The 13,764-nt window shown below is 69.5% G+C and carries 14 protein-coding genes; 6 read left to right on the forward strand and 8 right to left on the reverse strand.

From position 1 onward, the window contains the following. Positions 1–53 precede the first annotated feature (53 nt). Complete coding sequence (locus NRP21_RS03830; protein ID WP_257715098.1) at positions 54–845, forward strand: IclR family transcriptional regulator; 792 nt, start codon at positions 54–56, stop codon at positions 843–845. 35 nt (positions 846–880) lie between these two features. On the opposite strand, the gene NRP21_RS03835 is transcribed toward NRP21_RS03830, so the two are convergent. The 8 genes from NRP21_RS03835 to NRP21_RS03870 all read right to left on the reverse strand — a co-directional run bounded on the left by NRP21_RS03835 (position 881) and on the right by NRP21_RS03870 (position 8,297). Further along, positions 881–1,864 carry a Bug family tripartite tricarboxylate transporter substrate binding protein gene (locus tag NRP21_RS03835; RefSeq protein ID WP_257714855.1) on the reverse strand — a complete coding sequence of 328 codons (984 nt, stop codon included), beginning with the start codon at positions 1,862–1,864 and terminating at the stop codon, positions 881–883. A gap of 244 nt (positions 1,865–2,108) precedes the next feature. After that, positions 2,109–3,089 (reverse strand): Bug family tripartite tricarboxylate transporter substrate binding protein, encoded by a 981-nt coding sequence (locus tag NRP21_RS03840; protein WP_257714856.1) that lies wholly within the window; start codon positions 3,087–3,089, stop codon positions 2,109–2,111. 405 nt (positions 3,090–3,494) lie between these two features. Then, the gene (locus NRP21_RS03845) at positions 3,495–3,689 is read right to left on the reverse strand and encodes a hypothetical protein (protein WP_198384160.1); all 195 of its coding nucleotides are present in this window, start codon (positions 3,687–3,689) and stop codon (positions 3,495–3,497) included. 26 nt (positions 3,690–3,715) lie between these two features. Continuing rightward, positions 3,716–4,282 carry a 3-phenylpropionate/cinnamic acid dioxygenase subunit beta gene (locus tag NRP21_RS03850; protein WP_257714857.1) on the reverse strand — a complete coding sequence of 189 codons (567 nt, stop codon included), beginning with the start codon at positions 4,280–4,282 and terminating at the stop codon, positions 3,716–3,718. 19 nt (positions 4,283–4,301) lie between these two features. Beyond that, the gene (locus tag NRP21_RS03855; RefSeq protein WP_257714858.1) at positions 4,302–5,093 is read right to left on the reverse strand and encodes an SDR family NAD(P)-dependent oxidoreductase; all 792 of its coding nucleotides are present in this window, start codon (positions 5,091–5,093) and stop codon (positions 4,302–4,304) included. A gap of 8 nt (positions 5,094–5,101) precedes the next feature. Then, positions 5,102–6,454, reverse strand: coding sequence for an aromatic ring-hydroxylating oxygenase subunit alpha (locus NRP21_RS03860; RefSeq protein WP_257714859.1), 1,353 nt, complete (start codon positions 6,452–6,454; stop codon positions 5,102–5,104). Positions 6,455–6,667: 213 nt separating this feature from the next. Next, positions 6,668–7,081 (reverse strand): hypothetical protein, encoded by a 414-nt coding sequence (locus NRP21_RS03865; protein ID WP_257714860.1) that lies wholly within the window; start codon positions 7,079–7,081, stop codon positions 6,668–6,670. A 238-nt stretch (positions 7,082–7,319) separates the two neighbouring features. Beyond that, positions 7,320–8,297, reverse strand: coding sequence for a Bug family tripartite tricarboxylate transporter substrate binding protein (locus NRP21_RS03870; protein ID WP_257714861.1), 978 nt, complete (start codon positions 8,295–8,297; stop codon positions 7,320–7,322). 277 nt (positions 8,298–8,574) lie between these two features. On the opposite strand from NRP21_RS03870, the gene NRP21_RS03875 reads away from it, so the two are divergent. The 5 genes from NRP21_RS03875 (at position 8,575) to pcaG (ending at position 13,700) form a co-directional block, all read left to right on the forward strand. Then, positions 8,575–9,213, forward strand: coding sequence for a hypothetical protein (locus NRP21_RS03875; RefSeq protein ID WP_257714862.1), 639 nt, complete (start codon positions 8,575–8,577; stop codon positions 9,211–9,213). Further along, the gene (locus tag NRP21_RS03880) at positions 9,210–10,385 is read left to right on the forward strand and encodes a mandelate racemase/muconate lactonizing enzyme family protein (RefSeq protein ID WP_257714863.1); all 1,176 of its coding nucleotides are present in this window, start codon (positions 9,210–9,212) and stop codon (positions 10,383–10,385) included. Before NRP21_RS03875 ends, NRP21_RS03880 begins: the two co-directional genes overlap by 4 nt. 106 nt (positions 10,386–10,491) lie before the next feature. Next, complete coding sequence (locus NRP21_RS03885) at positions 10,492–12,228, forward strand: thiamine pyrophosphate-requiring protein (protein WP_257714864.1); 1,737 nt, start codon at positions 10,492–10,494, stop codon at positions 12,226–12,228. Positions 12,229–12,360: 132 nt separating this feature from the next. Continuing rightward, entirely contained in the window at positions 12,361–13,077 is a 717-nt protein-coding gene (locus NRP21_RS03890; protein WP_257714865.1) for a dioxygenase family protein, read from the forward strand. An 8-nt stretch (positions 13,078–13,085) separates the two neighbouring features. Then, a complete protein-coding gene (pcaG, locus tag NRP21_RS03895; protein ID WP_257714866.1) occupies positions 13,086–13,700 on the forward strand; it encodes a protocatechuate 3,4-dioxygenase subunit alpha in 615 nt (204 codons plus the stop codon). Positions 13,701–13,764 lie beyond the last annotated feature (64 nt).

Raw genomic sequence — 13,764 nt, forward strand, 5'->3', positions numbered from 1 at the left:
CAGCAATCTCAATAGCACTATAGGGAAGCTCTGGGGGAGCAATCAAGTTGAGTATGTCCACCAACGCCACGGAGGCCGGGGAAGGCGAGAGCGTCCGCGCGGTGCAGCGCGCCGTCGCCATCCTCAAGGCGTTCACGAGCGAGCGCCCGCGCCTCACCGTCGTGGAGCTTCAGCGCCTGACCGGTATCAGCCGCCCCACCCTGTACCGGCTCCTGCAGACCCTCATCGCCAGCGGCCTGGTCCAGGCCTCCGGCGAGCCGCAGCGCTTCGGGCTGGGACCGGCCGTGATGTCGCTCGCCCATGTCTGGACCTCGGAGATCGACGTCTCGGCGATCGCCCGCCCCGTGCTGGAGCGCCTACGCGACGTGACCGGAGAGACGGCCGCGCTCTTCATCCTGAGGGGCGACAAGCGGCTCTGCATCCTGGAGATGCCGAGCCGGCACGTCCTCAACATCACGCGCGGCGTCGGCGAGACGGAGCACATCAGCCGCGGGGCGAGCGGCAAGGCGATCCTAGCGCATGTCATGGAGGACGATGCCCTGGCCCAGTCGATCTGGCGGTCACTCCCGTCAGAGGTGAACCGCGCCAAGCTGTCGGCGGATCTGCAGCGCTGCCGCGAGGAGGGGATGGCGATCAGCCTGGGCGAGGTCTTCCGGGGTGCCGTCGCCATCGCGGCCCCCTTCTTCGGTGCGGGACAGCAGGTGGCCGGCTCCGTCGGGCTGTTCGGGCCAGAGGCGCGCATCGACCCGGCCCAGGCCCAGCATTTCGGCCAGTTGGCGATCGAGGCGGCGAACGAGATCACGGCGGCACTCGGCGGAACGCCCCCGGCCCGGAAGGGGCCGTAGGGCCGGGCCTGGGCTGCGCGGCTGCGCCCGCAGCCCTATTCCACCCGGGCGCCGCTGGCCTCCACGACAGGAGCCCAGCGGGCCAGCTCCGCCCGCATGAAGCGGTTCAGCTCGTCCGGGCTGGAACCGACTACCTCCGCGCTCATCTCCGCTAGCTGTTCCGTCATTCCTGGGGCACGCAGTGCGGCGACGGCCGCCTCGTTCAGGGCCCGAACAGCCTCCGGCGGGGTGCCCGCAGGGGCAAGGAGAGCGTTCCAGGTAGCCGCGGCGAAGCCGGGCAGGCCGGACTCCGGCGCGCTCGGTACGTCCGGCAGGGCGGGTAGGCGGGTGGACGATGCGACGAGCAGTGGTCGGACGCTGCCGGCGCGGATCTGGGAGATCACACCGGGCAGCGTGTCGAAGACCACCGCGATCCGGCCTGCGACGAGATCCTGCATAGCGGGCGCGGCACCGCGATAGGGAACATGGACGGCCTGTCCGCCAGCCTGGCGGGCGAACATCTCCCCCATGAGGTGGCCGATGCCGCCGACGCCCTGCGACCCGTAGGTGATCGTGCCGGGCCGCGTACGGATCGTGGACGCGAGGTCGCCCGCAGTGCGGAAGGGCTGGCCCGTGCCCACCACCGCGACCCCGGGCACGGTGACGAGAAGGGAGACGGGAGCGAAGTCGCGGATCGGGTCGAAGGGCAGGGTCCGGTACAGCGCCGGGTTGATGCCATGGGTGGATACCGTTGCCATCAGCATCGTGTACCCGTCCGGCCGCGCCTTCGCGACGAGGTCGGAGCCGACGCTGCCGCCGGCACCGCCCCTGTTATCCACCACCACCGGCTGACCGAGCCGATCCCCCATGCGGGAGGCGACGAGGCGCGCGACGATGTCAGTGCCGCCGCCCGCCGCGAAGGGAACAACCAGCCGGATGGGGTGGTCGGGGAATTCGGCCCGGGCATTGTCTGCATGAAAGGAAAGGCCGAGCGCGGCAGCACATGCCACCAGCAGGCGCCGGGATGAGGATGGGCGCATTGTTGAGGCTTCCTCCGTCCTCCTTGTCGGAGGACATGTTGATCGTATCATTTGGCGAGACCTACGCTGAGTGATCAGCTCCTGCGGCTTCGTTGCTACGCAGCGAGGTGGCGTCGGCGCATGAGGGCCGCAGTCTGCCGTTCGGCAACTTCGAAGAGAGCCGAAATAACGAGGCCACCGCGCCTGGCGCAGCGCGCGGCATCCATGATGGCCGGGCGGGGTGCCGCCCGGCCTATGGCGAGCGTCACTCCGGCTGGTACCGTGCGGTGCGCAGGATCTCCGTGTTCCGCCTCACGTCGGCCTCGATGAAGGCGGCGAACTCCTCCGGGGTCTCCGTCACCGGTTCATTGCCCAGCGCCGCCAGCCGCTCCACCACGTTCGGGTCCCGCATGCCGGCAACCAGCGCCGCGTTCACCCGCTGCACGATCTCCGCGGGTAGGCCCCGCGGTCCCCACACGCCGTACCATGAGGCGAATTCCAGCCCGGGCATGCCGCTCTCGGCCACCGTGGGGATCTCGGGGGCGATGGGGCTCCGGCGCGCACTCGTCACGGCCAGCGCCTTCAGGCGGCCATCCTGCACATGCGGCAGGGCGGCGCTCATCGGGTCGATCATCAGCTGCAACTGGCCGGCGATGAGGTCGGTCAGCGCGGGGCCGGATCCGCGGTAGGGCACGATGAGGAGGTCCAGCCCGGCGCGACGATTGAAGTCGAGTACGGCGAGATGATTGGCGGCACCAAAGGCGGAGAGGCCGAAGGAGAAGTTTGAGGGCTGCGCCCGAAGGGCCGGCAGCATCTCCGCGATGGTCCGGCCCGGCACCGAGGGGTTCGCCAGCACGAGCAACGGGCCCTGGCCGAGCCGGGCAATCGGGGTGAAGTCACCCACCGGGTCGTAGGGCACGCTCCGGAGCACCTGGCGCCCCATGACGTGCACGCTCGGCGCGGCGAGCAAGGTGTAGCCGTCAGGTGCGGCCGCCCGGACCGCCTCGGCGCCGACGGTCCCGCTCGCGCCCGAGCGGTTCTCGACGACTGTGTTCACGCCCAGCCGCTCACCGAGCTTCTGGGCCGCGAGGCGCCCCATGATGTCGGCCGGGCCGCCAGGCGGATAGGGAACGACGACCCGGATCGTGCGTTGCGGCCAGGGATCCGCTGCCTGGGCCGAGAGCGGCAGGATCAGCCCCAGGGCAAGCGCTAGCCGCCGCATCATTGTCCGTCTGGTCGTATTCATCGTTTCCTCGCTGCGCTCACCTGCCGGACTCAGGCGCCGGCTTTCCGGGATCTGTCACCGATGCGCCCTGGCAATCCGGGCTGCGTCTTCGGGTCCATCTGCTGACGGGTGCTCGATGTGTCCATCAAGCGGACAGCATTCCGGGAAGTAGAAAAAGACAAGCCGTGGATACAGTCAACCATCAAGAGCGGGCGACAGCCGAACTCCGCTGAAGAACGTCGCGTGATGCGCGAAGGGGTTGTGGCAAGGCTGGGCTGCCCCGCTGGCGGCGGGCGGAACAAGGACCAGGAATAGCTCGGCCCTGCCGCGCGTATGACCGCGCGGCAGGGCCGGACGAATCAGGTGCGGCGCCCTCGGCTGCCGCGATGGACGGGCGACCCTGGTAAGGTGCGCAGCCGCCCGGAGCTACTGGGAGACGGTCTCCACGACCTGCTCCGCGTGGCAGAGTTCCTCCTCGCCCTCCATGGAAGGGTCACTCGGGGAGGAGACGTAGCGGACCATGACCCACATGCCGTCCTCCATGTTCTCCACCACTTCGCACAGGCTGCCGTTCTTGAGGCGGATGGTGTCGCCCGGCTTCAGGTCGAAGATGTTCACCATGTCGATTGCCCTCTATCGCCGGCCGATCAGAAGAAGACCGTCAGGTTTTTCGCGAGCAGGACGTTCTGATCGAGGATGATCTCCCGCTTCGCGACCTGCCAGCTATCCCCGTGCCGGCGGAGCACGTCCGTGCGCTTGCCGACGAGGGTGTAGGTCTCGTGCTCGACCCGGTTCTGGTAGACAAGGAACCGGCTCTTCACCGTCACCTCCTTCGCCTCCTCGGGGGAGGGATCGGCCTGGAGGAGCTGGACGTTGGTGAGCATGTGGCAGACGCGGGAGAGCGGCTCCTCGGCGTAGTGCACGCCGGTCAGGATCTGCTCTACCCGCTTGGTCAGCGTCCACTTGTCCTCGTCGAACCAGCTGATGCCGGAGCCGAGCTTCGTGTTCTCCCGCTCGGCGTGCTGGCCAAACTTCACGTTGCGGCGCATCGGCATGAAGTAGACGATGTCCTCCGCGAGGAGATCCAGCCACTCCTCGAACCGCCGCTCATCCAGCAGGTCCACCTCGGCGTAGAGGAACTCCTCCACTTCCTGCTTCAGCTCGTACCAGGCTAGGCTCCGCTTGGGACGGCTGGCCGCCAATACCTCGCTCATGCGCTTCCGCTCCCTCTGCTCAAGCCTGTGGTTTGCGTGGAATGGGTCCGCCCTGGTGGGCGAAGCAGCCCACGTCGATCACCGTCCCCGAGATCGCCGCGGCGTCCTCCGAGAGGAGGAAGGCGACCGCGCGGGCAAGGTCCTCGCCGGTCGCGACCCGCCCGGCGGCCGTGCCGGGAGCGCCCCGCCCGAACTTGCTCTCATCGCCGCCGACGCGGCCGAGGCTCATCCCGCTCACGATGCCGCCGCCGCCCGGGATCACCGTGTTCACCCGGACCTTGTCGTGAAAGTGGTCGTAGGCCAGCGCCATGGTGAGCGTATGGACCGCGCCCTTGCTGGCCGCGTAGGCCGCCATGTTGGGCTTGCCGTAGCCGGCGCCGGAACCGACGTTGACGATGGATCCGCCACCCTGCCGGATCATGTGCGGCAGCACCGCGCGGGCGCAGAGGTAGGGCCCCTTCACATTCACCGCCATGATCCGGTCCCAAAGGGCCTCGTCCGTGTCCAGCACGGTGCCCAGGGGGCCGATGGCGGCGTTGTTCACCAGCGCGTCTATCCGGCCGAAGCGCTGCAGCGCCACGTCCACTACGCGCTGCACCTCATCCGCCCGCGAGACGTCGGCTTCCAGCACCTCGGCATCGAGGCCGCGTCCCGCCAGCTCCGCCCGGAGCCCGGGTATGGCGTTCTCCGCCATGCTGGAGACCTGCCGGGCCTCCACGCCGAAGGCCACCACCGCGTGCCCGCGCCCGGCCAGCTCCAGGGTGATGGACCGGCCGATCCCGAAGGTTCCGCCGGTCACGATGACAACCATGGTCGCGTCTACTCGGCAGCGACGGCGTGTTGGGTGCCGTCGCGGCCCATGATGATGTCCCAGTCGCTGTCGTTCAGGTAGCGGCTCCAGGCCCGGTAGTAGCCGCGCGCCATCTCCTCGGTCATCTGCGTGCTGACATTGCCCGGCACGAGGTCGTTCATCTTCGAGGTGTTCATGGACTGCTGGTAGTTGAACGGGTACCGCCGCGCGATCGTGCCCATGCTGGCCCGCGTCGCGTAGAGCCAGTTCTCCATGTCGTCCTGTTCTGTCATGCCGGCCGGGCCGGAGTAGCGCATGTAGTAGTGGCGCAGGTACTCCTTCACCTGGGCGGGCGCGTCGGCATCCACCAGGAAGAAGCGCCAGGCCTCCGTCTCGGTGGGGCTGTGCGGGTGCCAGGCGCAGAGCCCGCGCGGCTGGCGGCCGTGGTAGGAGGTGTTGGGGAAGATCGTGCCGGTGAAGGGAAGTAGGCGGGCCTGCTCGCCCAGGCGGCGCTTCCGCTCCTCGAAGCAGTGGCGGAAATACTCCTCGATCTCCGGATCGCTGAGGAAGGAGTTCACGTACTCGTTCTGCTCGGGGGCGATGGCGCTATGCACGCCGTGGCCCTGGAAGAAGCTGACCCAGATGTGCTTGGCCTTCGCCAGCTCGTCGTCGCGGCGCCCCTTCACGCCGGCGGCCGCGCTCGGGCCGATGCCGATCAGGTCCACCGAACGGTGGCTGGGATTGTGGTAGGTGTCGCCAAGGAAGTTCTCCGCCGCGAGCTTCCAGTTCGCGGGGATGATCCACTTGTGGACGCCGATCACCTCGGAGCCGCCCTCGCGGCCGTCGCGGCAATCCAGCGCCTGGTCGAGGTGCTGCTTGGCATCGCCGAGATAGTCGAAGAAGTCGGGCGCCTTCGCGTCCCAGGAGGCCCAGACGGTGCCCTTGTACTTGACCAGCCGCGGCACCTCGATCAGCGAGTGCTCGGAGCGGTCCAGCACGCCGTCATAGAGCGACTTGTAGAGCGGGACGCCCTGCAGCTTGCCATCGGTGGCATAGGTCCAGCTGTGATAGGGACAGGTGAACAGGGAGGTGTTGCCCTGCTCGTACCGGCACACCTTCATGCCGCGATGCCGGCAGGAGTTCAGGAAGACGTGGACCTCGCCCTTCTTGTCGCGGCAGAGGATCACAGATTCCTCGCCCATCCGCGAGGTGAAGAAGTCGCCTGGGTTCGGGATCTGGCTCTCGTGCCCGACGAAGAGCCAGGCGCGCGCGAAGAGCTTCTCCAACTCGAGCTGATAGACCCTCGGGTCCACGAAGATGTCGCGGCTGATGAAGCCGCGCTGGGTGTCGACCCACTGGTTGGAGGCGGCGGCTTCACTCATCCCTGTCTCTCCCTTTCCCCTGCTGGCGTCTGCCGGATCCGTGCTCTCCCCTGGGCCGGAGCTGGGAGGGGAGGGCGCAACTGCGCGAGGAGTGGCCAGCCTTGCTGTAGCCCTTGGTCGTGTCCGACAGATGGACATCATTCTCGTAAAATGTGGATTAAGGCACCTGATCCGGGGCTGTCAAGGACCTTGCTCCCGGCGGAACGGCGGGTGTCAGCGCTCCGTCACGAGAAATCTGTCGTGGAACTCGCCCCGGGACACCTTCACGGGAATGCCCTCCCGCACGTTCACCGCGTCAGGGCCGAGCATCTCCGAGCCCGACCTGCAATCGGGTGCGGCCAGGCCGTCGAGCTGGTCGGCGAACTCGCGAGCCTGGTCCGGGGAGAGGAGCCACTCCAGCGGCGAGTCCTCCGCGGGTCGGCGCATTCCCACCTGCTTCATCGCGGGACGAATGACGATCCGGGTGCCGGCATCGGATTGTGCGAAGTCGAACTCGTCGAAGGATTTCTCGCCGGGCTCCGCGGCGAAGAACCGGAGCGCGGCGCCGAGGCGACGCAGGTCCTCGGCATCCCCGAGCATCAGGACTATCGGGTTGAAGTCGCTGGGCAGATAGCTGTAGCGCAGCATGGGATCCTCGCTTGCTGGGTTGTCAGTGCCAGGGGCGGAGTAACTCGTGCTCCTCTGGCGGTGACCTTCGATCGGCGGCAGGAACGTGCGTCGCCCCGGCGTTCAGCCGGGCGCGAGCGTATCCCGCTTCCGGCCCTGTGGGCTCGTCAGGACCTCGTGCGAGCGGGGGCGGGCAGGGCGTGCCTGCCCCTCCGCGCCGGCCAGGCTCTCGGCGAATCACGCCTGCACTCGGGAAGCGCTAGCGGTCCATCTGGATATTGGCCGCCTTGGCAACGCCCCGCCAAAGGTCGATCTCGCGGGCGATGGTGGCGCGGAAGGCTTCCGGCGTGGTTCCCGCGGGATCGAGAACGAGCTTCGACAGCCGCTCCTTCACGTCCGCCGTCTGGAGGACCTCTGCCGTCGCGGTGTTCAGGCGTCGCACCACCTCGGGCGGCGTGCGCGCCGGGGCGAACAGGCCTGCCCACAGGACAGCCTCCACGTCCGGGAGGCCAAGCTCCTTCATCGTCGGGACATCGGGCAGGGCGGCGATCCTGTCCGCCGAGGTGACCGCCAGGGCGCGGACCTGCCCGCCCGAGAGGCCCGCCACGGCGGGAGCGGTGTCGATCATCGTCATCGTGACCTCGTCACGGATGAGGGCGGTGACGCAGTCGGAGGATCCCCGGTAGGTGATGTGCTGGAACCGGGTGCCGGCCCGCTGGTTGAACAGCTCGGTCGCGAGCTGGAAGCTGGTCGCGGGCGTGCCGTAATTCGCGCGGCTGGGGTTGGACTTTGCGAAGGCGATAAGGTCGGCCAGGCTGCGAAAGGGCGAGTTCGCGGAGACGAGCAGGACGAGCGGGAAGGTCACCAGGTTCGTGACGGGGATGAAGTCGGACAGGGAGTCGTAGCTGAGCCGCTCGGACGTCGCCGGGTTGAACACGATCGGGCCGCTCGCGCCGATCAGCAGCGTGTAGCCATCAGGCCGGGCGCGCGCGACGGCCTCGGTTCCAACGATCGCCTGGGCGCCGGGCCGGTTCTCCACCACGAAGGGCTGGCCCAGTGCCTCGCTGAGCTTCTGGGACAGGATGCGGCCGACCAGATCGTTTGTGCCGCCGGGCGTATAGGGAACGATGACCCGCACCGGGCGGTCCGGATACTCGGAACTCTGGGCTTGTCCCAGCGCCGGCGCCAGGGTCGCCCCAGCCAAGCAGCCCAGCAATTCCCGACGACCTAGCTTCATGCCGATCTCTCCCTTGCGCGATCGGCATCCCTGTTCGGGCTTGATCCACCGCCGACCGTTTCACGGGGCGGACGCTAGGTTCGTATGTTGACGTGGTCAACTGAAATGCAGCCCGGTGACGTCTCGAATGAAGGGGTTCGCGTCTCGAAGTGGGGGAGTTTGCCGGCTTGACGGACCTCCGCTGCGGGGCGAGACACCAGGATAATGAGAATGCAGGCGCCAATACGGACAGTGGGTAGCCTGTCAGAGTGCGGTCCAGCCGCTGGGGAGATGGACGATGCGGGCCATGATCTGGAACCTGCCGGGCGGTATCCGCGCACTTCGCCTCTCGGACGGATCGAACGAGGGCTGGGCTGTCGGAGCCGTTCCCGCTGACGAGCCGCTCAGCGGAACCATCGACCTCTCCGCCCCATCCCTGTCCATGGCGCTGGACCCGATGGTTCCGGCCACTCCGGGCGCTGGTCTCCTCTCCACGGCGGCGCTTGATCTCGCCGCGCGGGAGAGGGGGATCACGGCCGCCGCCCTGCTCGGCGCCGCCCCGCCGGCCGCGGTGGAGGGTATCGCGGCAGGGGCGCGTGCCGCACCGTGGGGGGCGCGAGCGTTGCGGGAGGTGCTGCTGAACCCCGAGACCCTCATCCTATCCGCGGACCCCGGGGCGCTCGGCCCGAGTGGTCTCCGCCGCCTTGCCGGCGCCGCGCGAATCTTCAACGTCGAGGTGGCACTGCGCCCCGCAACGAGGGCTCCGTTCGCGGCGGCGATGCTGCTGCACCTGCGCACCATGCACCCCTGGCTGGGCCGGACGGCCCCGGACGGGGAGGGGACCTTCACCGCGCCGCCGGGGCCCGGCTTCGGACCCCCGCCGGATCCCCGGGCGATGGATGACCTTGCGCTGCACTGCCAGGAACTCGGCGCGTGAGCGGGGCCGCGACGGTCCGCTCGGTCCGGCTGCGCCGCGTACGGCTCCAGCTCGGGATGGTCTACGTCTCCTCCATGTACGTCATGGCGACGACGGAGCGGACGGTGATCGAGGTCACCCTGGCGGACGGCACCGTGGGGCTAGGCGAGACGCTCGGCTATCCCGACTGCTACGCCGCCACAGCTCGCCTCGCTCCCTCCCTTATCGGGCGGGACGCGATGGACCGCGCGGGCTTCCGCCGCAGCTTCTCCCGTTCCGTTTTCGACAATCGGCAGGGACGGATTGGCTGGTCGGCCTTCGCGGGGCTGGAACTGGCGCTCTGGGACGCAGCCGGGAAGCGGCTTGGCCTGCCGCTGCGGGCCCTGATGGGCGCGCCGGGGCCGGTGCCGCACGTGCCGCTCTGCTGCCCGCTGCCCGCCGTCGCGCTCTCCCGGCCCGCCAGCCGCGCCGAGATCGCCGCGGAGTACCGCGACCTGTCCCGCACGGCCGCGCTGGGGGAACTGGCGGCGGAACTCGCCGCGCGGCACGGCTTCGGCGCCTTCAAGTACAAGTCGGCGGCGGCGAGCGCGGACTGGGACGTGGCAGCCATGGGCGCGCTCCGCGGTGCGCTGGGGCCGGATGCTGCCATCCGCATCGACCCCAATGCCGGCTGGCCCACCGCCGCCGCCGTCCGGCTTGCGGAGCGGCTGCGCCCGCACGCGCCCGAGTGGCTGGAGGATCCCTGCGACGACCGGGAGGGTCTGGCGCGCCTGCGCGGCGCCACCGGCATGACGGTCGCCACCAACATGGCGGTGATCCAGCCGGACCACATCCCCGCCGCCCTTCGCCTGCCCGGAGCCGATGTCTGGCTCGGCGATGTCTTCATGTGGGGCGGCATCGAGGGCTGGCGCGACATGGCCGCGACCGCCGCGCTGTTCGGCGTGGAGGTGGCCCTGCACTCGTTGTTCGAGACCGGGATCGCCACCGCCGCGAACCTGCACCTGGCGGCCGCCCACCCCGCGGTGAGGCGCGCGACCGACTGCGGCGCCGCCTGGCTCTCCTCCGATGTGGTGACGGGGCTTGGCCCCATAAGGAACGGTGCGATGGCGGTGCCGGATGGCCCTGGCCTCGGCGTCTCGCTCGACGAGGCCGCGATGGCCGCCGCGACCACCGAAGAGCGGATGATTACCTGAGCGACCGCGCTTAGTTGACACTATCCACGGATTGGCTCAGCCTTCCTGAAAACGACGTCCGCCAGACGGACAGAAGATTCCACGAAAGTGGAGGGGGAACGCGCTGATGGATCGCGAGCACGCTTCGCACCCCGGTCCGGCCTCGGCCGGGGATGCCGTCGCACCCATCCGCCCCATGGCCGCAGAGGTGTTCCTGGCCGCGCTGGCCGAGCACGGCGTCGACAAGTTCTTCCTGAACCCCGGCACCGACTTCGCGCCGATCGTCGAGGCCTACAGCGCCGCCGGCAGGAAGAACCCGCGCATGCCGGACCCGGTGCTGGTGACGCACGAGAACACGGCCGTGACCATGGCGCACGGCTACTTCCTGGCCACCGGCCGGGCGCAGGCGGTGATGGTGCATGTGAGCGTCGGGACGGCCAACACGATCAACGCCATCGCCGACGCCAGCCGCGACAACGTGCCCGTGCTGCTCTGCGCCGGCCGGTCCCCTGTCACCGAGGTCGGCGCCGTGGGCACCCGCAACCGGCACATCCACTGGGCGCAGGAGATGTTCGACCAGGCGGGCATGCTGCGGGAATGGGTGAAGTGGGACTACGAGCTGCGCAATCCCTCCCAGGTCGCGGACGTCGTGGACCGCGCCTTCGAGGTGATGGACGCCGCGCCGCGCCGCCCCGTCTACCTCACCCTGCCGCGGGAGCCGCTGGCAGCAAGCGTGTCGGAGGGGACCGCCGTGAACGCGCGCCGCGGACCGCCGCGGAAGCCGCATCCCGATCCGGCCGACATCGAGACGCTGGCAGGCTGGCTCGCCGACGCCTCCAGCCCGCTGATCGTGACGGCGGGCATGGGCCGCACCGCCGAGGATGTCGCTACCCTCGCCGCCTTCGCTGAGCGCTTCGCGGTCCCGATCGTCACCTATAACCCGCGCCAGCTCTGCCTGCCGACAGACCACCCGATGCACGCCGGCTTCGATCCCGGCCCCCTGGTCCCGAAGGCCGACCTGATCCTTGCGATCGAGTCGGACGTCCCCTGGACGCCCAGCCTCGTCAGGCCAGCGCCCGGGACACGGATTGTCCATGTCGGCGAGGACCCGGCGTGGCAGCGCTATCCCATGCGGAGCTTTCCCAGCGACCTCTCCATCACCGCCGACGCGGCGGTAACGCTGGCGCGCCTTCACCGCGCGGCGGAGGAACAGATCGCGGAGGGCGACCTGGAGGCCCGGCGCTTCGCGATGGCGGAGACCCGGGCCGCGCGCCTGGCCGCCGCCGCGGCGAAGGCCCGGCCGAAGGGAAGCGTGATCACGCCCGAATACCTCAGCCACGCGATCGGGGAGGCTCTGGGCGACGCGACGATCGTCAACGAGTACCCGCTGCGCCTGGACCACTGCTCCCGCACGCGCCCCGGCAGCTACTTCCAGCTCGGCCCGGCCGGCGGCCTCGGCTGGAGCCTCGGGGCCGCCCTGGGCATCAAGCTGGCGGATCCCGGGCGCCTGGTGGTCTGCACCATCGGGGACGGCGCCTACATGTTCGCCAACCCTTCCGCGAGCCACTGGACCGCGCAGGTTCACGACCTGCCCGTGCTCACCATCGTCTTCAACAACGAGCGCTACGGCGCCGTTCGCGGCGCCACCATGTCGATGTACGCCAAGGGGGCTGCCGGGGCCGATGATGGCCGGTTCCTGGCCGACCTCGCCTCCGGGAGCCGCTGGGACAAAGTCGTGGAAGCCCATGGCGGCTACGGAGAGCGGGTGGAGGACGCGGCGGAGCTTCCTGCCGCCCTGGCACGCGCGCGCCGCGCCGTCGAGGAGGGGCGGCAGGCCCTGCTCGACGTCATCTGCCCGTACTGATGGCTGGGCGAAGCCAGGATTATAGTTGATTACGTCAACGATGTACGCGCATATGGGGCCGGGCGCGTTCACGAACCAAGGGGGCGGAAACATGCAACGTCGCTGCGGGGCCGCTGGCCGGGGGATCGCCCGATGCTGACCGATCCCCCTGACCGGTTCGCTCCTTACGACGAGGCCGGCCAGCCGCAGGTCCCGATTGCCGGCTACCCGAACACGGTGCGCCGCCATCCCTGCTCGCTGCCGCTGTTCCGGCGCCCGGTCACCCGGACGGAATTGACCGGCCCGCTCGACCTCACCCCCAAGCTCCAGCCGGGCGACAGCAACCTCGCCGTCTCGCCGGAGGGAAGGCCGGCAATCGGGCAACTCATCCACATCTCCGGCCGCGTGTTGGACGAGGACGGGCGGCCGGTCCGGAACGCCGTCGTCGAGATATGGCAGGCCAATGCCGCCGGGCGCTACTTCAACCCGCTGGACCAGCGCGACGCACCGCTGGACCCGAACTTCATCGGCAACGGCCGCGCGCTGACGGACGCGAACGGGGACTACGCCTTTTTCACGATCCGCCCCGGCGCCTACCCCGTCCCGAACTCCGGCCGCTGGTGGCGCCCGCCGCACGTCCACTTCTCCATCCTCGGCCCCGGCAGCCTCTCGCGCCTCGTCACGCAGATGTACTTCCCGGGCGATCCGCTGAACGTCCATGACCGTCTGCTGAACTCGCTGCCCGACCCGGCGGCGCGGGAACTCCTCGTGGCGCGCGAGGTCTCCACCGAGGAGGTGGACGGCGAGTGGCTCGCCTACCGCCACCGCCTGGTCCTGCGGGGCCGCCACGCTACCCCGCCTTTGCCGTGAGCGCCGCGATGAGCACCAATGCGCCTCTCCCGCCCACGGGCTGGCACACGATCGGCCCCTTCTTCCCGCGCACCTTCTTCAAGGAGGGCGACAACGACCTGACGCGCCTGTCGCCGGATGCCCCGCCGACCGCGCGGGGCGAGCGCATCATCCTGCACGGGCGCGTGCTGGAGGAGGGCGGCGGGCCTTGCGTCAACGCAGTACTGGAGGCGTGGCAGGCCGATGCGGGCGGCCGCTTCCGCCACCCGCTCGATCCGCGCCACGCCGATGCGGACCCGTGCTTCCTGGGCTGGGGCCGCGCTTGGACCGACGAGGCGGGCCGCTATGAGTTCCAAACGGTGATGCCGGGCGGCTATGCCGATGCCGCCGGCATGCGCGCCCCGCATGTGAACCTGTCAGTCCTCGGCTCGGGCATCATGCGGCGTCTCGTCACCACCGTGTTCTTCCCCGAATTTGCACTTGTGAATGGCCAGGATCCCATCCTGCTCGCCCTGCCGGAGGACGGGCTGCGGCGCCGCCTCGTCGCGGCGGAGGAAGGCGCCGCCGACAGCATCCGGCGCTTCCGTTTCGACCTCGTCCTGCACGGCTCACCGGAGGAGGAAACCCCCTTCTTCGTGGACTGAGCTGCTTCTCCCCGAAAACAAGAAGGCGCGAAGCGAGACAGGCGCCGCAACACGAGAGGAAAGC

The sequence above is a fragment of the Roseomonas populi genome, from assembly GCF_024594815.1.
Classification (GTDB): Bacteria; Pseudomonadota; Alphaproteobacteria; order Acetobacterales; family Acetobacteraceae; genus Roseomonas; species Roseomonas populi.

Excerpts from the sequence above, each read along its gene's own strand:
- NRP21_RS03890 (WP_257714865.1), top strand. The coding sequence starts at position 12,361 with ATGCTGACCGATCCCCCTGACCGGTTCGCTCCTTACGACGAGGCCGGC.
- NRP21_RS03840 (WP_257714856.1), bottom strand. The coding sequence starts at position 3,089 with ATGAATACGACCAGACGGACAATGATGCGGCGGCTAGCGCTTGCCCTG.
- NRP21_RS03855 (WP_257714858.1), bottom strand. The coding sequence starts at position 5,093 with ATGGTTGTCATCGTGACCGGCGGAACCTTCGGGATCGGCCGGTCCATC.
- NRP21_RS03845 (WP_198384160.1), bottom strand. The coding sequence starts at position 3,689 with ATGGTGAACATCTTCGACCTGAAGCCGGGCGACACCATCCGCCTCAAG.
- NRP21_RS03870 (WP_257714861.1), bottom strand. The coding sequence starts at position 8,297 with ATGAAGCTAGGTCGTCGGGAATTGCTGGGCTGCTTGGCTGGGGCGACC.
- NRP21_RS03850 (WP_257714857.1), bottom strand. The coding sequence starts at position 4,282 with ATGAGCGAGGTATTGGCGGCCAGCCGTCCCAAGCGGAGCCTAGCCTGG.
- NRP21_RS03830 (WP_257715098.1), top strand. The coding sequence starts at position 54 with ATGTCCACCAACGCCACGGAGGCCGGGGAAGGCGAGAGCGTCCGCGCG.
- NRP21_RS03835 (WP_257714855.1), bottom strand. The coding sequence starts at position 1,864 with ATGCGCCCATCCTCATCCCGGCGCCTGCTGGTGGCATGTGCTGCCGCG.
- NRP21_RS03860 (WP_257714859.1), bottom strand. The coding sequence starts at position 6,454 with ATGAGTGAAGCCGCCGCCTCCAACCAGTGGGTCGACACCCAGCGCGGC.
- NRP21_RS03865 (WP_257714860.1), bottom strand. The coding sequence starts at position 7,081 with ATGCTGCGCTACAGCTATCTGCCCAGCGACTTCAACCCGATAGTCCTG.
- NRP21_RS03885 (WP_257714864.1), top strand. The coding sequence starts at position 10,492 with ATGGATCGCGAGCACGCTTCGCACCCCGGTCCGGCCTCGGCCGGGGAT.
- NRP21_RS03875 (WP_257714862.1), top strand. The coding sequence starts at position 8,575 with ATGCGGGCCATGATCTGGAACCTGCCGGGCGGTATCCGCGCACTTCGC.
- pcaG (WP_257714866.1), top strand. The coding sequence starts at position 13,086 with ATGAGCACCAATGCGCCTCTCCCGCCCACGGGCTGGCACACGATCGGC.